Source organism: Providencia sp. JUb39, from assembly GCF_012272845.1.
In the GTDB taxonomy this organism is placed as follows: domain Bacteria; phylum Pseudomonadota; class Gammaproteobacteria; order Enterobacterales; family Enterobacteriaceae; genus Providencia; species Providencia lanzhouensis.
The window spans coordinates 76,370-96,735 of record NZ_JAAWXD020000002.1 but is presented as its reverse complement, the minus strand read 5'-3'; the positions used below and the strand labels follow the sequence as shown (position 1 = coordinate 96,735).

Genomic DNA, 20,366 nt, shown 5'->3' with positions numbered 1-20,366 from the left:
ATTTGAATAAAAAAATAAAGCACTATTTTTAGACAAGCCAGAAGAACTGAGAAGCAATAAATATGCTCCTCAGACAGGAAGAACTCACACCCCATGCAAAACTTCGTTTTGCAAGAATTTATATTTAATACAGCATGTTATCATTTTATTTTTATGCGAAAATTGACAAAAGCATCATTTAATGACCACCATTAGCCCATTTAAGTGTGATAATGATGGTCTAAAGGTGGTTTTTTGGTGGGTATCTTTATTAATATCATGGGGTTAAAATTTTTAATTGAAATTGATGGGCTAATGATGGGCTTTGTAATATACTGAATATTATGAAAGTAAAATTGATGTGCTTTAAAGGTGGGCTCATTGTGGGCTTTTGATTTTGGCTTTAAGACCCACAGTGGTGGGCTTTGAATTACGAGGAAATAAAAACGAATGCCACGTCAACATATATATATGAAGCAAAAAACATTAGACGGAATAAGAGCTATTGTTGATAAAAGGAAAAATGATGGTGCTGATGCAAGTATTTCAAATGTCAGTGCTGAACTTTTAGATATAGGCTTGAGAGTTGTTGAGAACTTGGATAAAGAAAAAGAAAGTGATGATGGATTAACTTTAGAAGAGCGTTATAAAAAACAAATTTTAGAGGAAACTTCAAAATCTAGACAGTGTATTCAGGTTATGTTCAGAATGATGTTTGACCTCGCAGAAATTAAAGATGATAACCGATATGATTACCGTGAATATATAGAACAATTTAAAGAGCGAACTCAACTGATGTTGGGGGAGTTTTTCCCAGATGAGGGGGATTGATTATGGGATTCTTTGATAGTAAATCCAAAATAAGTCGACATTTTGATAAAAGGGTTTTTATTGGAAGTGCGATTAATAATGTAAAGAAAATACATAATATAGGATTAGTTAGCGCATCTTTAACAGTTTCTGCTGGTAAGTTTTCAAATGAAGATGAAAATTTAAAAAATGAGTTAATAGATATTTCCATTGAAAATGGAGGGAATGCAGTTATTAATTTTAGGGTGGAAACTGGCCCGATTCAGATTGTTGGAAGTAGTTGGATTTCTAGCTATATAATAGCATATGGAGATGCTGTTTTTATTGAATATAATGATTGATTTAATATGTAAATATAGGTATATTTATCTTAAGTAATTAATATTGCTTAAGTAAAAAATTAAGAATCGCCCAATAAAGGAGTTCTCAGCTCCCTTATTGAGCTAAACACATAACCCCAATTTAGGAGACGGTTACATGTCTACTTATGATCCTATTGATCTCGATGCGATAAAACAAGCTGTTTTTCGAGAAAATCAACCTGATTTTTTAAATAACGTATACTTCTGGATAATTCTTGACCAAGATAGTCACGTTTTATCATGCAGCTCTCATGAGGAGCTTCCTTCAATTTTAAACTCTCTAAAAATCCCAAAGAAAGATAAGCGCTTTAATATTTCATCGATTGAATTAGTTAAGCATCAATCATATCCAGTTGTGATCGCTATGGAGGTTATTGATCTTATTTTTTCTCATGAAAATAATATCTTAAAACTAAAAATATATAATTACATGCAAAGTTCTAATATTAATTATAGAATTTTCAATTCAAAATTAACTATAAGGAAAGATGGATTTTATAATAAATTAAATTTATCCATATCAATGGAAAGATTAAAAAACATAAATCCATTAGAGTTGTTAACCAGTACAGAATGGACAGTGGCATGGCTTGTTATTCATGGGTTAACTAATCCAGAGATAGCTTTAATTATGGAACGAAGCCTTGAAACAATAAAAGAGCATGTTAGTCGAATACTTGGTGCTAGTCGGCTGAATGTTTTTAATCGTTATTTATTATCAGATGTTGCATTTCAACTTAATTGGGATTGTTTTATTCCTCTATTTATTCTTGAAAAGTATCAATAACAACCCCCCGAGTCGGGTGGTTTACAGATTGAATTTTTTATATATGATAAATTTATGGTTAATAATAATGAGACTCCCATGAAAGAAAAAAATATAAACCGATCACTATAAGTGTCCCTATAAGCGCTGAAACTAACCGTTTATTAACTGAATCGGCTAAGCAATCTCGACGCTCTAAAAAAGTTGAAGCAGTTTTACGACTGTCAGAACACCTTAGATTAGTTGGACAGATTGAAGGAAATTACCAAGAGCTGTTAATTAAATATTAAATTTCAAAATTATTAGTTTTTATTTTCTTTGTTGATTACACACAGCAACGGGGTTGTTTTGCCTAAAAAATGGTAATGCATTCCGGTGCGGTAGCTTTACCTAAATCTAGGGAATATTACCGCGTTTTATTTCTGCTTATTATGACGATATTTACTTGTCGTTTTAATATCGCGGGAATAAAGCGAGCTAATAAGCTCTCATTGTTGTAGATAATTCTTTATTTACACTTAACTCAGGCTTTTTATTAATAAGGACAGACTATGAATCAAATTGTTATTGATTCACCCGTCACAAAGCGCAAGGGTGTTTTCGCGCGTGCATGGCAGTCATTGAATACCAAAGCGGCAAAATCTATTTACTGTTATGTGGTGGCGCCGCTTATTCTTTGGATAGCTGCACGCGGTTTTGCCCAAGCTGCAGATTTGGCAAAAGCGGGAACTAAGGATGCAGAGGATACGTTTGGCGCTACATCCTCTGTGATGTACTACATCATGATCGCTGAAGCACTTTTGATTTTCATTGCGTTCATGAAATCGCAGAATCCTGCAATATTATTGCTGATCCCAGTGTTCATTGTGGGGACTAAGATAGTGTTTGGTTTAATTGGTAGCGCGCCAACGGCGTAATTTTTCAATTTGCTAAGGATTAATGATGGAAGATGAACGTGCAGCACGTTTTCTTTTTCCTCAGACGTTATCCCAGCCAGGCGGCATGCTTCCTTTACCCAACGATGAAGCAGTTGTTCTTCTCAGCCCCATGTTATGGGGCTTTTATGAAGGTGAGTCGATGTCAGGTTTAATTGCTGGCGCCTTGCTCTGGTATGCACTGAGGTATTTTAAAAAAGGGCGTGGCAGTCTCTGGTTACTGAACGCCTGTTATTGGTATTTACCCGCCTATTGTTTTAAAAGCATTTACAAAACTCTCCCTGAATCTGCGTTTAGACTCTATTTAAAGTAAGGAAGGAGGCTGCATGAAACTGAGCGCAGCAAAGTCCGCCACAAAATACACCTCGTTACTGTTTGTCTCTCTCACCTTTATGTTGGGCTTGAGTTTAACGGGCAATATTTTTGCGTGGCTACGATTAGATGATTTGTTAAACAGTCGACAAGAAACGTATATTCCGATGTTTTTCGACACCCCTTTTACCTTGACGCGTTCACATGCCGACGCTAACTACCTTGAATCGGTCGCCCAGTCGCTGATTTATCTGCGTTATAACGTCAGTCCTGAATCGGTGAAAGCCAATCACCAGTCGCTCTTGCGTTATGTGGCAAAAGAATCACGGCCAGAAATGCAAGATGTATTGTCGGTCGAGGCGAAAGAAGTGATTGGTAACAATGTGACGTTCGCCTTTTATCTCTCAAAAATGGAAGTCTACCCCGTTGACGGCATTGTCGATATTCAAGGTGAGCTGAAAACGTGGATTGGAAAACGCGAAGCGTTGCCTGAATTCAAAAAAGTCCGACTGCATGTGAAATATCAAAATGGCATAACCGAAGTCATCAGTTTCGAGGACATCATTGATGAAAACAAACCATAACAAGGTGATGGGGACACTGTTAGCCTTGTTCATTAGCAGTGTTTTGCATCCCGCCAGTGCTGAACCTGTCACCCAGCTTCCCACCCAAATTCCCGTATCACCAGATGCACAAGTGAAAGTGGAGTTCAGTAACAGTGAACCCAATCTCTTAGTGGTGCCGGGCGACAAAGTGGTGGGAATTGATAGTGCGCAAGGGATGTTTATTAACGGTAACAATAAAGGTACTGCAGGTGCCGCAAACGGTGGGGTTGTCTTAATGACCGCCCAAACGACGCCGTTTACCTTTTATGTCAGAACAGCAGGGGGATTGACGGTTTCCGTGGTGGCCGTGCCGAAAAAACGGGATGGTCGTGTCCTGCAATTGATATCGAACAAACCCGCTCCGCAGGTTGCCGCGAAACGCTGGGAGCGTTCATTGCCGTACCCTCAGATGCTGATTGACCTGCATAAAGCCTTACTGAATGGTGAATTGCCGAACGGGTTTGTTGCCGCGCCTGTGATTGCGGTGCCTAACTTTCATTTGCCGTCAGGGTATACCGTGTCAGCCGACACGATGTGGAACGGGGGCGGACTGCGGGTGTATCAATTACATGTTCGTAATACCAGCGCCGTAGCGAAATCCTTGTCAGAGCGTTTGTTCAACCAATCCGGTGTGCGCTCTGTGGTGATCTATCCCTACAGTGAAACAGTTCTGGCGGGGGCCACGGCAACGGTGTGGTTAACCGTCAGTAATGAGGTGGACGATGGCCAATATTAATGTCAAAGCAAAACGCAAGCAGACGGTGATATTTGTGTTGTTAGCCTTGGGCTTATCGGGGGTTGGGGCTGCAGCATGGTACATGAGTTTACCGCCCGCGCCAAAACAGTCATCCTCTCAGCAATCTCGTCCTGCTCCCAATATGACAGGGGTTGTCTCTTCATCCTTTGATAAAAATGTCGGTAAATCGGCAATGGCGGATTTGCAGTCAACCGCATCGCAAATGGACAAGAAGATGAAGCAGGTGGATGCGCGTATTGCAAAGCTTGAGCAGGAAAACAAAGCCTATCGAGACAAGATTGCGGAGCAAGATAACGATTTAACCACCTTGCAAGAGCAGTTGACGGACATGAGCAATGGCATGATCCACGGTGGCAATGCGTTACCGTCACCGCAACCGCCGCCGTTACCGACAGGGCAGTTACCCACGTTAAATACGGGAGCAAACCAACCGATTATACCGCCGCCAACCAATTTTTACCCAGCAGGACAATATCCGGTGGGACAACCTCAAATCAATATTAATCCGGTGTTGAAGCAAGATTTGGAGTCAATGACCTTTGAGTATGAAGGCGATCAGGTGCGTGTGGAATTACCCCCACTTCCGTATATCCCGTCAGGCAGTTTTGCCAAAGCGAGTGTGATTGAAGGGGCTGATGCCAATGCGTCTGTCACGGGAAACAGTAACCCGTCTCCCATGCAGTTTCGGCTTATCGGTAAATTGATTATGCCGAATGACGAAGAGTATGATTTGAGTGGGTGTGCGGTGACGGCGGGTGTGTATGGGGATATTTCCAGTGAGCGAGGGTTAGTCCGCACAGACCGTTTGTCCTGCAAATTATTGGGACACACCGTGGATATGCCGTTTAAAGGGCATGTCTCCTTCATGGGGAAAAACGGCATTAAAGGCGAACCCGTTATTCGTAATGGTCAATTGGTCGGGTATGCCTTTGCAGGCGGATTTATTGATGCACTGGGCTCTGGGATTTCTCAAGTCGGTTCTACCTCCGTCGGAATGGGCGCCAGTAACACCACCTCATTTGGGGATGTGGCCCGAGGCGGTGTCGGCGGTGGGATTCAACAGTCGGGGAAAATGGTGTCGGAATACCTCATTAAGCGGGCTGAGCAATACCACCCCGTTATCCCCATTGGGGCTGGGGTTGAAGTCACCGTGGTATTCCAAGAAGGCTTTCAATTGAAATTCATCGAAGAGATGAATAAAGCCAAAAAAGGCAATGCCGATTCCCCCACTCTAAAAGAGTCAGTGAATAACGGCATCACTGTTTCGAAACAGGCGCTGGAGCGTATTTCGATGGGCGATGCTATCCCTGCAGATCCGTTACCACAATAAACCGTGAGGTCAGGCTGCTCTGACCTTTTCATTCTTCTTTCGCATTCAGGTCTTATTGATGAAAAAGCCGACCTCGTTCTTCACATTCAACGTGTCTATACCAGTCATGTTGATAACGTTATTGACTATCTTGCCTGCCTTTCTGTTTGTCTGTGCGCATTTTAGTTGGGATGCGGGGCTTTTTTTAGCGGTTTACAGCACATTAAGTGTTTGGGTCGTGCAAATTTTGAATGCAGAGCACCAAGGGCATTAACACCATGGATAAATGGTATTTACTGTATTGCAAGACAGGACAAGATTTACGGGCGATTGAACACCTTGAGCGTCAAGGGGTGAACTGTTTTTCTCCGCGCTATGAAGCCGAAAAAATGGTGCGAAACCGTAAGCGTAAAGTAATGGAACCTTTGTTTCCTAACTATTTATTTGTGAAATTCGATTATGAAATCATTCACTTCTCGACCATTAATTCAACGCGGGGTGTTAATTACTTTGTGCGTTTTGGCAAGTTGCCGGTACTGGTTCCCGATGAAATTATTGCGTCCTTAATGGTGCCGAATTTCATGAAAGAGGTGAGTGAGCAATTGCCTCAAAAAGGGGATGAAGTGGTCATTTATGATGGTGTTTATCAAGGTGTTCGTGCGATATACAGCGAGCCAGATGGTGAAGCCCGTTCAGTCTTACTCCTGAATATCCTCAACAAAGAGGTTCCTCGTGTTGTTGATAATCGTAACTTTGAAACCATCAAATAGCTGAGGGATGGAAAAGAATTATGTCGATACTGTATACGATTGCTGGTTCTTTTTTTACTGTCATATTTATCTTAGCTATATTTACTTCATTTATAGAAGATGAGTTAACTAAAGGTATTTTTGGCGCAGTTGCGGGCGCGGTTGTGGCTATATGCCTTTTCGGATTGTATGACAGTATATTTGGTGAACAGACTGGAAATGTGAGCAAAGGAGAATATTACTCAACTCAATGCCAACTCATTGAAACCAATATTGATTTCAATCCAATACCAATAAGCTCAAATGCGGTGATGTGATTGAAAATGTCACGCTGGATGATTATCTCAGGGCAATTAAAGCTTACAAGGATAACTAGCAATGGAATCAATGACTTTTCCAATACTTTTAATTGCAATTTTTTTCTTAGGTGTAGCGCTGATTTGGGCCATTAAAGAGGAAGAGCCTGAAATTGCGACGGGCATAGTTGTCATTGCTGTCAGTATGCTTTCTCTCTATGCCATCACTTTTGATGATGAAGATACGGAAAAAAATGTAATTAAAGGAGAATATTATTCAACCCAATGCCAACTCATTGAAATCAATATTGATAATGGGGTGTTTCTATTAAATACCAATAAGCTCAAGTGTGGTGATGTGATTGAAAACGTCACTGTGGATGATTATCAAAAATACATTGAAGCGTATAAAAAATCTCAAACTAACCACTAATTATCATCTTTAGAAACGAGGAATTTAATGTTAATGGCACGAATACAGTACGTTATTATTATTGGCTTTTTGTTCTTGTGTGGATTGTTGGTAGTGAAATTTATCTTCTATTGGGAAGAGGATACCGAATATCGACGTGTTCATAGCTTTATAAGCAGTTGTACAACACCTGTAAAGAATGAATTGGCTGATGGGTTATATCGCTATCGTTGTGATGCTGGATTCTATACCAGTACCTTATCACCTAAAAAGTATCTGGAACTAACATCTAAAATTCCAGAATATCCTCAACAGGGACCTTCCCAAAGTGGTCGATAATCGCAGCTTTGAAACCATCAAATAACAAGGATATTGGGATAGCATGAAACGAATATATTTACCCACTGATGGCGTTTCATTAGCAAGCATTGTGGCAAAAGGAACGCATAGTAGTGATTGGAGTGGTGGCGGTGTTGGTTTAGGGGGTGGGGGACTCGCTGTTGGCGGTGCAATGGGGACGTCGGTATCACGTTCAGAATTGGCAAAAAGTTTTGATGTATTGGAAAAGGCTCCCCAACTTAGGCCTGCGGACTACAATATACTGGCAATCCCCATATTTTTCATCATGTTGCTTTTCCTCGTGATGCCAGTAGTGAATATCGAAAAATACCAAGTAATTATCAGTATCATACTGGTTGTTCTCGGTATCGTTTGTACAGCGGTGTACGGCATCTACTTTTCGGGCGCTAAAAATAAAGAAATCGAGGAAGAAAATGCCAGATTAAAACGTGAGTATGAATTAAAAAAGCAAATTTATTATCGTCTACGTTTTGTGGAAACTGATTTTGTCGTCTTTGATCCTGTCACTGGACATTGGGCTTATGCAGAAAAACCGAAGCTTATCGCACTAATAGCAACAATTAAAACTCAATATCGATAAATAGAGAGGTGAACATTTATTGTTTGATATTTTAAATGGCGAAAATGGTGATATTAATATGGATATAAACTGGATATATCTTTTCTTTGAGTTGTTAATTGCAATCTTTATTGTGGGTCCTTTAATTCATTATATGGCACAACGTAAAGTTACTAAGAAAAACATCTATAATGGTGAGCGATATTCAAAGCTTGAAATTTTCAAGTCAATAGAACGAAATGGAGAGGTTATTTATTACTTAGGTAATGAGAAAAATCAAATTGAAGTTACTAAAGAATATTACGAAGCAGCCATTAAATCCTACCGAGATAGTATGCGAAATAATCAATCTAATTAGAGGTATTTATGAGTAATTTTATATTTGGTGTGCTTGTTGGTTTTTGTGTGGCACTACTCATTGGTTATTTGGCCAATATGGGTAGTATGGATGAAGGAAAAGCCTTTTTAAAAACCTGTCCAGAATATCGGGTTGAAGTTGATAATGACAAGTACAAATTATCGTGTGAAAACGGAAATATAGAAATGAGTGCATACCGTTATTTGGAATTTATTAAAAAGAAAGAAATTTTATCTAATAACTAAGATGAAACGTAAATTAAAGATTAACTGGCTGGGGCGCTGTGTCGTGTATGGCTCCGAAAATAGTCTCGTCGAAACCGAGTTCGGTTCTGAAGATTGTCTCTTTGAAAAAGATAAAATCACGTGCATCGGCTGCGGTCATAAGGGACTTGTGGTCATAGAAAATGGGATAGCCTATGCCATTTGGGATGCATCTGAGAACATTCAAGCCCCTTAATAATGCGAAGAGAAGGATTAAATTTATTTCAGCCTTCGGGTTCGTATTCTGCCTCTAACTTTATCAACAGAATGACATGAAAATAATCGTCCTAATCAGGAAACTTTATGCCAATCGATAATCTATTCAAAACGCTCATTTATTCACTTCGTAATCAATTTAATCTCATTGAATTGATTAGCTTGAATATCAATGCACTTTCTGATGATGATATTACGATTATGATGGGGAATGCTTTACAAACAATTAATGGTTTATTGTCTTTGTATGAAGAACATAAAGCTTTTTTATCTGAGGAGTATAAATTAGAACTGGTTATAGAAGATAATGATTTAATTATTTCAACATCATTACTACCGCATAGAATTATTTGTCACTTGGCTTATATTGAATTATTGCAACACCGTAATTCTGATGTATATACACGACACAAGAATTTAATGCAGCAAATGGGATTTATACCACAACCCATACGTAATAAGCTTCATTATCGTGTGTCATCTGCCAGCTATCGATTTCCGAAATTAGTGGAAGCATTAAATGGTCAAGTGACCAAAGAGACGATAGCAAAAATGAATTTGATATTAGGGGATAAAAATGAGGTAACTTCGATACGATTAAGGCCAAAAACCCGAGCTGTTCTTCATGCTTATAGTGACAATCTGGGAATATCGGTTTCTCAAATTATCAATATTATGATTGATGGTGTGATTGAACAAACCTTTCAGTATGATTTTCAACAGGATTAATAATGGATATACAGTTTAAAGATTTTACGATAGATGGGGTTGTTATTTCTAATTTAAAAAGTGTTAGGCGTGACCGGCGACTAATGAATGATGAAATGAACCAATGGCTAAATGAAAATAATATAACTGATATTATTAATATTGAATCCTTGGAATATGAGGTTCCTCCAACTATTGGAAGCCTTGGTGGTGTTAAATTTCACGGGTTTAGGCTTTGGTATAAAATTATCAAGTAACCTCTTTCGTTTAAATTCAAATTCCTACCATTGCTAGAAACTCATTTATCTCAAAAAATACATGATTATCAGTTAATTAACCGTATTTAATTAAATGGTTATGAATAAAAATATTTGTTGTTCGTCACTGAATAAGCGGCGACACAAATTCATCGTTATTTCGCCACAAAACACCTCTTTTTGTCATTCATTTATAAGGTTCATTTTATGAAAAAACTCCTAATATTAGGCGCATTAAGCCTGCTCGCAGGTTGTACCGCCGGACTTAAAGATTCCTTTGATTGTAACGCGATAGCCCAAGACAGTTGCATGACCATGGAAGAGGCTAATCAACGTGCTTCCGCACAAACGTCCCCCCTTGGCAAATCTCAGACGTTAGGGGGAACCGCGCAAAAGCGAGCGGAGCTGCCGCGGTTAGCACCGTTGGCAACCCCCATTGTCCCAGTGACCACAACAGCCACGACCCGTCAGGTTACACCGGTTGAGGCAAAAAACTCGGTGACTCCGGCTGCTGGTTCATCGCTGAGCGCCTTTGCGCATTCTAAGTCACCAGTAAAAAAGGTGGCCTCCTTCATGCCAGCCATCACCGGAAGTTCAACACCATGGGGGTCTTGGGGTGATATCGGTATGTCTCCACCGCAGCGATTACCGACAACCACCGCTCGCTTATGGATAGCGCCGTGGGTTGATGAACACGACAACTTATACCAGCCTGCCGTGGTCTCCTTTGTTGTCAAAGACGGTGAGTGGAGGGCGAAGTAATTATGAAAGAGATGCCTAATTTACTGGATAAGTTGATGGCCCCCTTCTTACCCAATAAAAAAGAAATCAGCTTTGATGATGAACCGCAGCCGCTCACATTGCAGGAAGCCTTATTAAAGAACCTGTTTACGGGCTGGCGTGAAAATGACGGCAATAAACGGGCGGAAGAAGCGTTGGAGGACATGGATTACCCGTCGTTCTGCAGTATGTTGCCGTATCGTCATTACGATGAAAAGTCAGGGCTGTTTATCAATAAATCCACTATTGGGTTTGCGCTGGAGTGTACGCCGCTCATTGGGGCCAACGACAAAATCGTGGATGCGTTGGATTATTTCTTGCGCAACAAACTGCCCCGGAAATGAAGTGAACCCCATATATTGGATATATTTATTTAATTGGCAGTCGATTTGGTCTGAGCTCGATATTGCACAGGGCTCAGACCATTTAATTTGGTTTTGATTCTTTCGTTGTTGTAATAATGTATATATTCATCTATTGCCACTTTAAGTTCATCTATGCTTTCATACTCTTCATGATACCAACATTCTGTCTTCAAAAGACCAAAAAAATTCTCTATCACGGCATTATCCAGACAGTTCCCTTTACGCGACATGCTTTGCGTTATGCCTTTAGCTTTCAGCGTATTTTGATAACTCGCCATCTGATATTGCCACCCTTGATCTGAATGTAAAATGGGCTTATCGACAGGAGATAGTTTTTGAAAGGCATCTATCAGCATATTTTTCACTAAGTCTCCAGGCCGTGTTGCCATCTTCCAAGATATTATCTCACTGTTAAAAAGATCTAGCACTGGCGAAAGATATAATCTCGACCCTTTAACCTTAAACTCTGTAACATCTGTGACCCATTTCTGATTTGGCGCATTTGCCTTAAAATCTCGGTCTAAAATGTTTGGAAACACTTTACCATAAACACCTTTAAATGATTGATATTTCTTGACTCTTAGGCGTGATGCTAACCCCATGTTACACATTAGCTTTCGGACTGTTTTATGATTTATAAAGTAACCTTCATTTCTCAAAGCCAGAGTTATACGTCTGTAACCATAGCGACCTTTATGGTGATGAAATAATGAAATTATTCTTCGTCGTTCACTCTTGTAGCGAACTCCTTTCGTACTTGATTTTGTGTGCCAGTAATATGTGCTACGAGCCAGTCCTGCTATATTCAGTAGCATTTTCAGTTTATGATGGTGCCTTAATTCAGTGATTATGACTGCTTTGTCTTCTGCTTTTCCCGAATCAAGGCTTGGAGCTTTTTTAGGTAAGCATTCTCAGCACGTAGATATTCAAGCTCTTCTTCAACATCTTTGAATTTAGGAAGAGAATTGGACGTTTCTTTATTTAAAGCGTTATATTTATCTAACTTCATCAAACTATCTCTGCGTTTATCTCTTAGTGCGATGATACCACCTTCATTGTAGAGCCCTTCCCACTTGCTAACAGTGCTAGCTGCTGAGATACGAAAATGCGCTGCAGCTTTGCGAGATGATAGATTATGTTCTTTCATCCAAAGAACAACTGATTTTTTAAACTCTGCAGTGTAAGTTTTAGTCCTAATGGCAAAGCCTTCTTCTCCACTAACTTTCCAATGTTCAGTCCAAAGCCGAACTGCTCCGCGGTCAATGTTAAATAATTTGGCTGTTCTTTGAGCGCCATCGCCACTGTTTATATAGTGCAAAGCAACTTTCTTTTTAAATTCAACCGAATATTTTTTTCTTCCCATTTAAAGATAAAACCCCTAATAGTTGATTGTCCAACTTTCGGGGTTCACTTCAGAAAATCCCGCTCACGGTGTTACTGCTTGGCAGTAAATGTGTCAGTAACCTCTTGGATTACGGACTGAAGGATTTTGGCTGGCAAGGTGACATGGCGTCACAGTTTAACCACATTACGCGGGCATTCTATGAGCGTGGGGCCTTGCAAGGCTTTAATAATAAGCTTGAATTACCCTTATCACTACGTAATTATCGGTTGTTTATTGTCTACGCCGAAGAGCATAAAAAAGCCGACGCCATCACCTTGCAAAAGGTCAATCAAACCTTGAGTGTGGTACAGCAATCCTTGGCGGCGGCAGAGCTGTATGCCAATCAGTTGAATGAAAAACAGCTACTGCAGGTGGTGCGGGAACTCAGTAACTTTAAGCATGATCAGATAGCCTTACCGAGTGCCGAAGTTGATCCGTATGAGTCATTGAATGAGCAGTGTGCCGACCGTTCCCTGACGTTGGAAATTCGACCGGATGCCATTCACCAAACGCTCTCGACTACGCGAGGGCAGAAAAGCAAAACCCGTATTCTAAATTACATGTTGGAGAAAAACCCGACCCAGTTTGCTTTGTGGCAGGCGGGAGATAATCTCTGTAACTTACTTGATCCGGCTTCCACCGTTGCGTGTCCCTTCGCCATTAGCATGACAGTGTATGTGGAAGATCTGGTGAAAACCCAAAACGAAGCGAAGCAAAAGTTTGTCACCAATAACTCACGGGCTAACTCAAAGTACGTGAATTGGGTGCCTGGGGTGAAAAATAAAGCCAAAGAGTGGGGGGAATTGCGTGAAGGGTTGGACTCCAACCAAATTGCTTTAGCCCGTTATAGTTACGGCATTACCTTGTTTTGTGAGGATGATGACGACAAAGCGCTCAAAGCCGAAATGGCGTTAATGAACACCTACACCACCAATAAGTTAACCTTGTGTCCGCCCACCTTTATGCAGCTTCGCAATTACCTCGCGATGTTCCCCTTTGTGATGCAAGAGGGATTGTGGGGCGATATGGTGCGCTCCGGTGGCACCTTACGGGCGAAAACCTTCAATGTGGCCAATTTAATGCCGGTCGTCGCTGATAACCGCATTTGCCAAAGTGGGTTACCGATACCCTCTTACCGACACCAGTTATCGTACCTCGATATCTTCGACCAAACCTCGGGCCTGGGTAATGACAACTACAACATGGCGGTGTGCGGGACGTCGGGAGGCGGTAAATCGTTTTTAATTCAAGCGATGATCCGCCAAGTGCTGGACAGCGGCGGTTGGGCGTATGTGTTGGACATGGGGGATTCGTACAAGGAACTTTGTCACAGTCTGGGCGGAGTCTATGTCGATGCGCGAGACTTGAAGTTCAACCCGTTCGCTGGGGTGGTCAATATCAAGGAAGCGGCGGAAAGTATCCGCGATTTGTTACTGGTGTTGACCAATCCCTCAGGCGGAATGGACGATACGTCCAAGTCTATTTTACTCAATGCGGTACAAGAAGTCTGGGAAGGTAAAGCCCCGAGTAGGAATAAGGGAAATGAAGCGCTGATTGATGATGTCCATGATTATCTGCAGCACTTGATTGATCGTGCGTATTTTGACCCGCAAAGTACCGTGTATAACAAGATGCAAGAGATTGTGGTATCACTGAAAAAATACACGACCAAGGGCATTTACGGTGAGTATTTCAACAGCGATAAACCCGCACTGAATGAGCAAGTGCGCTTTACCGTACTGGAAATGGGTGGCTTACAGAATAAGCCTGACCTGCTTGCGGCTGTCATGTTCTCGATGATGATCTTCATTGAACAGCGTATGTACCTTTCCCCGCGTAACGTCAAAAAAGTCGCCATTATCGATGAAGGCTGGAAATTGCTGGATAACAAAAGCAGCTTTGTCGGTGATTTTATTGAAGGTGGTTATCGTACTGCCCGTAAATACTACGGGGCCTACATTACCATTTCCCAAGGGATTGAGGACTTTGATGGGGATAAAGCCAGTGCAGCAGCTAAAGCGGCGTGGAGTAACTCGTCGTTTAAAATTATCTTACGGCAAAACATGGAGTCATTTCGTAAATACAACCAGAAAAACCCTGATCAGTTCAACTCCATCGAACGTGCTGTCATAGAAGGCTTCCCGTCGGCAAAAGATGCACACTTTAGTGCCTTTATGTTGCGAATTTCGGGTCGTTCATCATATCACCGACTCATTACCGACCCGATTAGTCGTGCACTGTTCTCAACCGATGGTAAAGACTTTGAGTTCCGTGAAGAAAAAGCGGCACAATGGCTAAATCAACAAGAATCCCTATTGGCTTTAGCCAATCATAAATTCCCGCAAGAAATGGAGAGCTTATCCCAATGGCAAACTCAAACTCGGCATTAACCGACGCGCGTGAAACCCCGGTTTCACCTCGCCGTCAACGTCGTCAGCGCCAATGTTTAAAAGCAGTGTGTTTTTTTATGTTGATTGGGCTGGGGCTGAGTGTCGCGATCTCTGTCTTAGTGATGCGTGCATTATTGCCCGTCACAGTGACTTTTGACATGGCGGATACGGTCAACCAGTACCAACAGCAAATGGCCCTGCAATTTAATGCGGAAAACCCACTCAGTGAACAGCAAATTGCACAGGCGACCCAGCGGTTTCAGATGGCATTAAGTGACAGCCTGTCTGAATACCAAGTGCAGCACCACGCCTTGATTTTAGTCACCCCCGCCGTGGTGATGGGGGCGGAGGATATCACGGTGGAAATTCAGGCGGCGATAGCCAACAAAATGGCGCAATAGGAGGTGTGATGAAGCGATTACGGTTATTTCCCGTTGCGCTATTACTGTGTGTACCGGTTGTTGGGATAGCGAAAGATTTGGGTGTCTGGGGGGATGTGTACCCTGTGCAGGAACAAAGTATGTTGGCGTTTATTCAAAACCGGTTAAAACAGTTGGAGACGACTGGCGAAATCGCTCAGATGCAGCAGGATTTTAAAGACCGCGTGATTGAAAATACCTTGCGGCCACCGTTCGTAGAGGGGCTGCTCACCGACACCGAGTCGCATACATTGTGGTATGACCCCACTTTTACGGTGCAAGGTGATTATGCCGACCATCAAGGGGTGGTGTTTGCGCGTCACGGTGACCGGATTAACCCGCTCTCGATGGTGGGGCTCGGGCAAACACTCTATTTTCTCGATGCGGACGATCCTCGACAAGTGGCGTGGATGAACGCACAAACCCCACCCACGCTGCGTTATAAGGTGATTTTAACGAACGGCAACATCAAAACGGCCACTGAGCAACTCAATACCCGTATTTACTTTGACCAAGCGGGCAGCTTGACGCGGCAATTAGGCATTCAGTACATCCCCGCCGTGGTCACCCAAGAGGGAGAAAAGCTCAAAATTGTCTCAGCACCGATGAAGGAGGAACGATGAAAATAGGATTTAAATGGTTAGCGCCAGTCTGTTTACTCGGTGGATTACTAGGGAGCGTGCCGGCCAAAGCGGACGCCATGTGTGAGGGCAATTTTGTTAATCCGATCACCGATATCTGTTGGAATTGTTTGTTTCCAATGACGATTGGTAAGACAGCCGTGTTTCCAGGTATAGCGCCTGATACTCGCAATCCCAGTATGCCGATCCAAATTTGTCCGTTTCCGCCGCCGATATTTAAGCGCATTGGCCTGGCTATCGGTTACTGGGAGCCATTTGCGCTCACTGACGTGACGCGGTCACCGTATTGCATGGTTAATCTGGGTGGTTTTAATATCAATGTGGGTAAGACGGGCGGCGGAAAGGCGGGGCAAAGTGATTCCCCAACTCCAGGGGCGTTCTACCATGTGCACTGGTACAAATACCCTCTGACGTATTGGCTGAATATTATTACCTCCATGGGATGCTTACAAAGTGGGGATATGGATATTGCTTATTTGTCCGAACTTGATCCCATGTGGAATGACAGTTCGTTGTCGTCGATTCTTGCCCCAGAAGCGTTTGTGTTTGCCAATCCGATAGCCCAAGGCGCCTGCGCGGCAGATGCCATTGCCAGTATGACGGGGAAACCAATCGATGCCTTGTTTTGGTGTGCGGGTTCGCAAGGCAGTATGTACCCGTTTACAGGCTATACCTCGAATGAATTTAGCCCACAAGCCTCGTCTGTGCTGCTATCTGAGCGAATGGCGTTCAAATTACACCGACAGGGTTTGGTGATGAACAGTGTCGGTGAAAATAAGGCGGTCTGTTATGAATATCCGTCCCCCATTATTCCCAAAGAGCGGTATCGCTATCAGATGGTGAATATGCATCCGGATAGTACGCAGTGTCACCCGTTTGGGCGTTCTGTCATGCGTTGGCAAGCAGGCCATGCATCACCCAATAGCCGTAAAAACTTTGGCTATCTTATCTGGCGTAAACGTAACTGCGTGTTCCTCTAAACCGAGACCCCCATCATGAAAAAATACGTCATGTGGTCCGCAATCTTACTGGTTGCGGCGAAGTGTCATGCCTTAACGGATGACCAGCAATTTTTTGAATCCTTGCGCGATCAAAGTGTGAGTGCGCTGAATGAAGCCTCCGTTTCGCCGGATGACCAAGCGTTTTTAGAGGCGCTGCGTGAGCAACAGAGGGCGGGGATTGTGCCGCCGGACGCGCCTTATCCCGAAGGTGAACCATCAGTATCTACACCGACTCAATGGTCTACTTCAACGGGGAAAAGCAATGGGATCTCAGCGGAAAATCAAGCTTGGATCAACGGTATTTTGGAAAAACAAAAACAATCGCAGCAAGCGACGTTACAAGAGTCTCAGGCTCAAGCGCAGTCGGACAGCCCATTTGTCTATTTTGTGTCGTTTTCCATACCAGAAGCGGCGCTTAAGCAGATGTTACCAGAAGCGACGCGACTGAATATCCCCAGTGTAATTAATGGGTTAATCGATAATGATTTTCGCAAAACGGCAAATGCGGTTTTTGAACTGACTAAGGACAGTGGGGAGAGCGGCGTGCAGATTGACCCAAATGCCTTTGCGCAATACGGGGTTACCCAAGTGCCTGCGTTAGTGCTTCGCTGTGAACAAGGTTATGACGTGCTCTACGGTAACGTGCATCTTCGTACCGCGATTGAGCACATGGCGAGCTCGGGCGATTGCCAGCAAACTGCGCAACACTGGCTTCAGACTCGGGAGGCACCATGATATCGCGATGGAGTGTCTTGGGATGTGTTTTGTTGGCGGCGGTGAGCATGGCGGCAGATGACTATAAAACGGGCTCACAATTTGCCAGTGGGCTGAAAAATCAAGGGTCAAACACCCTCAGTCACACCAAACCGAATGAGATTATCCCCAACTATACCCCGAACCCGTCTGAAAGTGGGTATTACGGGGGAGTCACCTCGGGGGCAGCGTCAGGGTTGGAAAATGCGGGCATGAAAGCCATGGCGGGGACCGATGCCGGTAAAACCACCACGGGGGTCATGAAAAATCGCCCGCCGGATAAGCTGGATCTGGAAGCGCCGTTTTTGAAGGCGGGTATCGATATGCGGGAAAAAGCGGAGTCTGAAAGCGACCAGATCACCGTTCCGTGCCAGGATGTTACGGTGGATAAAACCGAAATCACCACACATCAATGTGAACGCGTGCCTGCCGCCAGTTTAGCCTGTACACGTACCGCTAAGATCACCTGGGAAGAAGTCGATGGGTGGGAAACGCGCACAGTGACGATATTGCCCCATCAATTTGTGTTTCGAAAAGGTGGAAGTAGCCGGAACAGCTATTTCACCTTTGAATTTCGCGCCCCAATAAGTGGTGTTGTTCAAACAGGAGCGCTTAATATCAGGGTGTTAGATGGGACGCTGTTTAACCGGACTGGGGTATTTATGAATACCTCTATCAAGTTCTGGAAAAGCGAAACTAAAACTCTCAATGCGCACGGGGTAGAACTGCAAAAAAACACGGTGGTATCGAGCGGGACGTTTTCGGGGAGCGGTGCGTGGGCGGGCAAAATTACCGATGCAATAGTCGGCCGATTTCAAGGCAGATCGGCAACGTTAACGTTGACCTTGACGGTATTGGTGAAAACGAAAATCCCGGCACCGAAGATTGAATGGGTAGAGCATTGCCCTTTTGATAAGTCGGAAGAAGTCAAAATTGAGAGCCAGTGTACCGAAAAAGGCGGCACCAAAACCGTGACGGTCGGGGGTAAAAAATACGATGTGCACAGTGACTGTTGGCAGTACACCGACTATTACGCTAAACAAGCGGCAGACCGAGGCAGTTGTAGTGAATATATGGATAACCCAGCCTGTACCGTGGTGAAAACCGCCTGCACAGAATCCGTGGCAGGTACGTGCTTGCGTGAACAGGCGGTGTTCTCCTGTCAAAAAGGGTTAAGTGGCACCGGGAAAATGTGCGGGGTCGAACTGATTTGCGCCAGCGGGGAATGTGACCAAATCAAGAACGACAAAGCCAACAGCTTCCAAAAAGCCGTGTCGGCGTTAGCTGCAGTCGCGGCAGCCGGTAAAGATGTGGCCGAACTCAATGATGTGAACGTTAGCGCTTTTACGGGGCAACGGACCACCTGCCGTAAAGCGGCAGCAGGGTTCAGTAACTGCTGCAAAAGTAGCGGTTGGGGGAATGATGTGGGACTGGCAAATTGTGACAGCGAAGAAAAAGCGCTTGGTAAAGCCAAACAGCGCAAACTCACCGTGTATGTTGGGTCGTATTGCTCCAACAAAGTACTGGGCGTGTGTCTTCAGAAAAAAGAAGCGTACTGCCAGTTTGACAGCAAACTCGCCAAAATCGTGCAGGAGCAGGGGCGTGCTGGACAGTTAGGGATTGGGTTTGGTAGTGCCAAAAACAGTGATTGCCGGGGCATTACCGTGGATGAACTGCAAGCGATTAACTTTGACCGACTGAACTTCGCCGATTTTTATGCGGACTTGGAATCCGGCTCGACTATCCCCGCCGACCAAGACTTGATTGACCGCGTAAAAGATCAAATAGCCAACAGCCTACAAGGGCAGGGAGGTCAGTAATGAAATGGACGCTGTGTTGCCTCACCTTTGGGGTGGGGCTGTCATTTTCGGTGGGAGCGGCAAGTGACATTCCCACCACAGGAACGCACACCTATGTGGATGAGCCGATTGTTGGGTGGCATTGGTATAACGAGCCGAAACCGGAAGACGAGGACGATGAGCCGCCACCTGAGCAAATCCCCGTCGCCAGTTTGTCACCCACCTTACAGAAAAAAGTGATGCAAGCTTTAACCCAAGAAGCGTTAGATACCGCCATTATGCAACCGTCAGCAGAAAATGCTGCAAAATACATGGCGCTTCAGCGCTTTTGGTTAGACCAGTCAGGGTTATTTGAGCGTTCGGTGAAAAAAGCGCTGCTGCAGACCCCGTCACTGGATTACAACTTAGAGCACAGTCACTACAACAGTACGGTGCCGTTACAGCTGTCACAGTTGCAAGAAAAAGAGCAGACGGCCATTGCGCAACTGTCTGCACAGTACGGCTTATTCTTGTTCTATCGCGGCAGTGATCCCTTGGATAGCCAACTGGCAGGTGTGGTTGACCAGTTTGCAAAACAGCACGATATCACGCTTATTCCTGTGTCGGTTGACGGTGTTCGCAGTCAATATTTACCTCAAACCCGGCCGGATACAGGGCAGGTAGCCAAAATGGGGATCACCCATTTTCCGGCACTGTTTTTGGTTGATCCAAAAAGCGAACAGTATCAACCGTTGGCGTATGGGTTTATGTCGCAAGATGCATTGACCCGCCGGTTCTTAGATATCGCCACTGATTTCACCCCTAATTATTAAGGAACACAC

General features: G+C 43.6%; 30 protein-coding genes. 29 read left to right on the top strand and 1 reads right to left on the bottom strand.

Annotated elements, in window-relative coordinates; all coding sequences use genetic code 11:
- Positions 1–429: 429 nt before the first annotated feature.
- The 22 genes from HFU86_RS19230 to HFU86_RS20250 all read left to right on the top strand — a co-directional run bounded on the left by HFU86_RS19230 (position 430) and on the right by HFU86_RS20250 (position 11,137).
- Positions 430–810 carry a relaxosome protein TraM gene (locus tag HFU86_RS19230; RefSeq protein WP_132497254.1) on the top strand — a complete coding sequence of 127 codons (381 nt, stop codon included), beginning with the start codon at positions 430–432 and terminating at the stop codon, positions 808–810.
- 2 nt (positions 811–812) lie between these two features.
- On the top strand, positions 813–1,130 hold the full coding sequence (locus tag HFU86_RS19225) for a hypothetical protein (protein ID WP_132497253.1): 318 nt from the start codon (positions 813–815) through the stop codon (positions 1,128–1,130).
- A gap of 136 nt (positions 1,131–1,266) precedes the next feature.
- Positions 1,267–1,938 (top strand): response regulator transcription factor, encoded by a 672-nt coding sequence (locus tag HFU86_RS19220; RefSeq protein WP_132497252.1) that lies wholly within the window; start codon positions 1,267–1,269, stop codon positions 1,936–1,938.
- A 101-nt stretch (positions 1,939–2,039) separates the two neighbouring features.
- The gene (locus HFU86_RS19215) at positions 2,040–2,207 is read left to right on the top strand and encodes a TraY domain-containing protein (RefSeq protein ID WP_132497272.1); all 168 of its coding nucleotides are present in this window, start codon (positions 2,040–2,042) and stop codon (positions 2,205–2,207) included.
- A gap of 261 nt (positions 2,208–2,468) precedes the next feature.
- Complete coding sequence (locus HFU86_RS19210; RefSeq protein WP_132497251.1) at positions 2,469–2,834, top strand: type IV conjugative transfer system pilin TraA; 366 nt, start codon at positions 2,469–2,471, stop codon at positions 2,832–2,834.
- Between the two features lie 25 nt (positions 2,835–2,859).
- Positions 2,860–3,165 carry a type IV conjugative transfer system protein TraL gene (gene traL / locus HFU86_RS19205; protein WP_132497250.1) on the top strand — a complete coding sequence of 102 codons (306 nt, stop codon included), beginning with the start codon at positions 2,860–2,862 and terminating at the stop codon, positions 3,163–3,165.
- Between the two features lie 13 nt (positions 3,166–3,178).
- Positions 3,179–3,748, top strand: coding sequence for a type IV conjugative transfer system protein TraE (traE, locus tag HFU86_RS19200; protein WP_187129918.1), 570 nt, complete (start codon positions 3,179–3,181; stop codon positions 3,746–3,748).
- Positions 3,732–4,505: a TraK domain-containing protein gene (locus HFU86_RS19195; RefSeq protein WP_187129917.1), complete on the top strand. Its 774-nt coding sequence runs from the start codon at positions 3,732–3,734 to the stop codon at positions 4,503–4,505. The genes traE and HFU86_RS19195 overlap by 17 nt, the downstream gene beginning before the upstream one ends.
- The gene (locus HFU86_RS19190; protein ID WP_132497247.1) at positions 4,492–5,856 is read left to right on the top strand and encodes a TrbI/VirB10 family protein; all 1,365 of its coding nucleotides are present in this window, start codon (positions 4,492–4,494) and stop codon (positions 5,854–5,856) included. The genes HFU86_RS19195 and HFU86_RS19190 overlap by 14 nt, the downstream gene beginning before the upstream one ends.
- Positions 5,857–5,914: 58 nt before the next feature.
- Positions 5,915–6,109, top strand: coding sequence for a hypothetical protein (locus HFU86_RS19185; RefSeq protein ID WP_132497246.1), 195 nt, complete (start codon positions 5,915–5,917; stop codon positions 6,107–6,109).
- Between the two features lie 4 nt (positions 6,110–6,113).
- Positions 6,114–6,605: a transcription/translation regulatory transformer protein RfaH gene (gene rfaH / locus HFU86_RS19180; RefSeq protein WP_132497245.1), complete on the top strand. Its 492-nt coding sequence runs from the start codon at positions 6,114–6,116 to the stop codon at positions 6,603–6,605.
- A 20-nt stretch (positions 6,606–6,625) separates the two neighbouring features.
- Entirely contained in the window at positions 6,626–6,901 is a 276-nt protein-coding gene (locus tag HFU86_RS20255; protein ID WP_132497244.1) for a hypothetical protein, read from the top strand.
- A 61-nt stretch (positions 6,902–6,962) separates the two neighbouring features.
- On the top strand, positions 6,963–7,313 hold the full coding sequence (locus HFU86_RS19170) for a hypothetical protein (RefSeq protein WP_132497243.1): 351 nt from the start codon (positions 6,963–6,965) through the stop codon (positions 7,311–7,313).
- A gap of 33 nt (positions 7,314–7,346) precedes the next feature.
- The gene (locus tag HFU86_RS19165) at positions 7,347–7,631 is read left to right on the top strand and encodes a hypothetical protein (protein WP_132497242.1); all 285 of its coding nucleotides are present in this window, start codon (positions 7,347–7,349) and stop codon (positions 7,629–7,631) included.
- Positions 7,632–7,674: 43 nt separating this feature from the next.
- Entirely contained in the window at positions 7,675–8,232 is a 558-nt protein-coding gene (locus HFU86_RS19160) for a hypothetical protein (RefSeq protein ID WP_132497241.1), read from the top strand.
- A gap of 19 nt (positions 8,233–8,251) precedes the next feature.
- Positions 8,252–8,569, top strand: coding sequence for a hypothetical protein (locus tag HFU86_RS19155; RefSeq protein ID WP_132497240.1), 318 nt, complete (start codon positions 8,252–8,254; stop codon positions 8,567–8,569).
- An 8-nt stretch (positions 8,570–8,577) separates the two neighbouring features.
- Positions 8,578–8,814: a hypothetical protein gene (locus HFU86_RS19150; RefSeq protein ID WP_132497239.1), complete on the top strand. Its 237-nt coding sequence runs from the start codon at positions 8,578–8,580 to the stop codon at positions 8,812–8,814.
- Between the two features lies 1 nt (position 8,815).
- Positions 8,816–9,028, top strand: a complete 213-nt coding sequence (locus HFU86_RS19145) for a hypothetical protein (RefSeq protein WP_132497238.1) — start codon at positions 8,816–8,818, stop codon at positions 9,026–9,028.
- Positions 9,029–9,135: 107 nt separating this feature from the next.
- Positions 9,136–9,777, top strand: coding sequence for a hypothetical protein (locus tag HFU86_RS19140; RefSeq protein ID WP_187129916.1), 642 nt, complete (start codon positions 9,136–9,138; stop codon positions 9,775–9,777).
- A gap of 2 nt (positions 9,778–9,779) precedes the next feature.
- Positions 9,780–10,013 carry a hypothetical protein gene (locus HFU86_RS19135; RefSeq protein ID WP_132497237.1) on the top strand — a complete coding sequence of 78 codons (234 nt, stop codon included), beginning with the start codon at positions 9,780–9,782 and terminating at the stop codon, positions 10,011–10,013.
- 207 nt (positions 10,014–10,220) lie between these two features.
- On the top strand, positions 10,221–10,775 hold the full coding sequence (traV, locus tag HFU86_RS19130; RefSeq protein ID WP_132497236.1) for a type IV conjugative transfer system lipoprotein TraV: 555 nt from the start codon (positions 10,221–10,223) through the stop codon (positions 10,773–10,775).
- A 2-nt stretch (positions 10,776–10,777) separates the two neighbouring features.
- Complete coding sequence (locus HFU86_RS20250) at positions 10,778–11,137, top strand: TraC family protein (RefSeq protein WP_255426026.1); 360 nt, start codon at positions 10,778–10,780, stop codon at positions 11,135–11,137.
- A 29-nt stretch (positions 11,138–11,166) separates the two neighbouring features.
- Here HFU86_RS20250 and HFU86_RS19120 read toward each other — a convergent pair.
- Positions 11,167–12,521, bottom strand: a protein-coding gene (locus HFU86_RS19120) for an IS3 family transposase (protein WP_132497260.1) whose coding sequence is annotated in 2 segments (ribosomal slippage) — positions 11,167–12,059 and positions 12,059–12,521 — 1,356 coding nt in all. Because the reading frame shifts where the segments join, the coding sequence is not laid out codon by codon here.
- A gap of 68 nt (positions 12,522–12,589) precedes the next feature.
- Here HFU86_RS19120 and traC point away from each other — a divergent pair.
- From traC to traF, 7 genes are read left to right on the top strand one after another with little or no spacing between them, the layout of a single operon-like run.
- Complete coding sequence (traC, locus tag HFU86_RS19115; RefSeq protein ID WP_336431788.1) at positions 12,590–14,932, top strand: type IV secretion system protein TraC; 2,343 nt, start codon at positions 12,590–12,592, stop codon at positions 14,930–14,932.
- Positions 14,908–15,333, top strand: coding sequence for a type-F conjugative transfer system protein TrbI (trbI, locus tag HFU86_RS19110; protein WP_132497235.1), 426 nt, complete (start codon positions 14,908–14,910; stop codon positions 15,331–15,333). The genes traC and trbI overlap by 25 nt, the downstream gene beginning before the upstream one ends.
- Positions 15,334–15,341: 8 nt before the next feature.
- A complete protein-coding gene (gene traW / locus HFU86_RS19105; protein ID WP_132497234.1) occupies positions 15,342–15,974 on the top strand; it encodes a type-F conjugative transfer system protein TraW in 633 nt (210 codons plus the stop codon).
- Positions 15,971–16,972 carry a conjugal transfer pilus assembly protein TraU gene (gene traU / locus HFU86_RS19100; protein WP_132497233.1) on the top strand — a complete coding sequence of 334 codons (1,002 nt, stop codon included), beginning with the start codon at positions 15,971–15,973 and terminating at the stop codon, positions 16,970–16,972. The genes traW and traU overlap by 4 nt, the downstream gene beginning before the upstream one ends.
- A 15-nt stretch (positions 16,973–16,987) precedes the next feature.
- Positions 16,988–17,728: a type-F conjugative transfer system pilin assembly protein TrbC gene (gene trbC / locus HFU86_RS19095; RefSeq protein ID WP_243699019.1), complete on the top strand. Its 741-nt coding sequence runs from the start codon at positions 16,988–16,990 to the stop codon at positions 17,726–17,728.
- Positions 17,725–19,566 carry a conjugal transfer protein TraN gene (locus HFU86_RS19090; protein WP_187129914.1) on the top strand — a complete coding sequence of 614 codons (1,842 nt, stop codon included), beginning with the start codon at positions 17,725–17,727 and terminating at the stop codon, positions 19,564–19,566. Before trbC ends, HFU86_RS19090 begins: the two co-directional genes overlap by 4 nt.
- Complete coding sequence (gene traF, locus HFU86_RS19085) at positions 19,566–20,357, top strand: type-F conjugative transfer system pilin assembly protein TraF (protein WP_132497231.1); 792 nt, start codon at positions 19,566–19,568, stop codon at positions 20,355–20,357. The genes HFU86_RS19090 and traF overlap by 1 nt, the downstream gene beginning before the upstream one ends.
- Positions 20,358–20,366 lie beyond the last annotated feature (9 nt).

Bases quoted from the DNA above. Each gene is read 5' to 3' on its own strand.
- HFU86_RS19230 (WP_132497254.1), top strand. From the start codon at position 430: ATGCCACGTCAACATATATATATGAAGCAAAAAACATTAGACGGAATA.
- HFU86_RS19225 (WP_132497253.1), top strand. From the start codon at position 813: ATGGGATTCTTTGATAGTAAATCCAAAATAAGTCGACATTTTGATAAA.
- HFU86_RS19220 (WP_132497252.1), top strand. From the start codon at position 1,267: ATGTCTACTTATGATCCTATTGATCTCGATGCGATAAAACAAGCTGTT.
- HFU86_RS19210 (WP_132497251.1), top strand. From the start codon at position 2,469: ATGAATCAAATTGTTATTGATTCACCCGTCACAAAGCGCAAGGGTGTT.
- traL (WP_132497250.1), top strand. From the start codon at position 2,860: ATGGAAGATGAACGTGCAGCACGTTTTCTTTTTCCTCAGACGTTATCC.
- traE (WP_187129918.1), top strand. From the start codon at position 3,179: ATGAAACTGAGCGCAGCAAAGTCCGCCACAAAATACACCTCGTTACTG.
- HFU86_RS19195 (WP_187129917.1), top strand. From the start codon at position 3,732: ATGAAAACAAACCATAACAAGGTGATGGGGACACTGTTAGCCTTGTTC.
- HFU86_RS19190 (WP_132497247.1), top strand. From the start codon at position 4,492: ATGGCCAATATTAATGTCAAAGCAAAACGCAAGCAGACGGTGATATTT.
- HFU86_RS19185 (WP_132497246.1), top strand. From the start codon at position 5,915: ATGAAAAAGCCGACCTCGTTCTTCACATTCAACGTGTCTATACCAGTC.
- rfaH (WP_132497245.1), top strand. From the start codon at position 6,114: ATGGATAAATGGTATTTACTGTATTGCAAGACAGGACAAGATTTACGG.
- HFU86_RS20255 (WP_132497244.1), top strand. From the start codon at position 6,626: ATGTCGATACTGTATACGATTGCTGGTTCTTTTTTTACTGTCATATTT.
- HFU86_RS19170 (WP_132497243.1), top strand. From the start codon at position 6,963: ATGGAATCAATGACTTTTCCAATACTTTTAATTGCAATTTTTTTCTTA.
- HFU86_RS19165 (WP_132497242.1), top strand. From the start codon at position 7,347: ATGGCACGAATACAGTACGTTATTATTATTGGCTTTTTGTTCTTGTGT.
- HFU86_RS19160 (WP_132497241.1), top strand. From the start codon at position 7,675: ATGAAACGAATATATTTACCCACTGATGGCGTTTCATTAGCAAGCATT.
- HFU86_RS19150 (WP_132497239.1), top strand. From the start codon at position 8,578: ATGAGTAATTTTATATTTGGTGTGCTTGTTGGTTTTTGTGTGGCACTA.
- HFU86_RS19145 (WP_132497238.1), top strand. From the start codon at position 8,816: ATGAAACGTAAATTAAAGATTAACTGGCTGGGGCGCTGTGTCGTGTAT.
- HFU86_RS19140 (WP_187129916.1), top strand. From the start codon at position 9,136: ATGCCAATCGATAATCTATTCAAAACGCTCATTTATTCACTTCGTAAT.
- HFU86_RS19135 (WP_132497237.1), top strand. From the start codon at position 9,780: ATGGATATACAGTTTAAAGATTTTACGATAGATGGGGTTGTTATTTCT.
- traV (WP_132497236.1), top strand. From the start codon at position 10,221: ATGAAAAAACTCCTAATATTAGGCGCATTAAGCCTGCTCGCAGGTTGT.
- HFU86_RS20250 (WP_255426026.1), top strand. From the start codon at position 10,778: ATGAAAGAGATGCCTAATTTACTGGATAAGTTGATGGCCCCCTTCTTA.
- trbI (WP_132497235.1), top strand. From the start codon at position 14,908: ATGGCAAACTCAAACTCGGCATTAACCGACGCGCGTGAAACCCCGGTT.
- traW (WP_132497234.1), top strand. From the start codon at position 15,342: ATGAAGCGATTACGGTTATTTCCCGTTGCGCTATTACTGTGTGTACCG.
- traU (WP_132497233.1), top strand. From the start codon at position 15,971: ATGAAAATAGGATTTAAATGGTTAGCGCCAGTCTGTTTACTCGGTGGA.
- trbC (WP_243699019.1), top strand. From the start codon at position 16,988: ATGAAAAAATACGTCATGTGGTCCGCAATCTTACTGGTTGCGGCGAAG.
- HFU86_RS19090 (WP_187129914.1), top strand. From the start codon at position 17,725: ATGATATCGCGATGGAGTGTCTTGGGATGTGTTTTGTTGGCGGCGGTG.
- traF (WP_132497231.1), top strand. From the start codon at position 19,566: ATGAAATGGACGCTGTGTTGCCTCACCTTTGGGGTGGGGCTGTCATTT.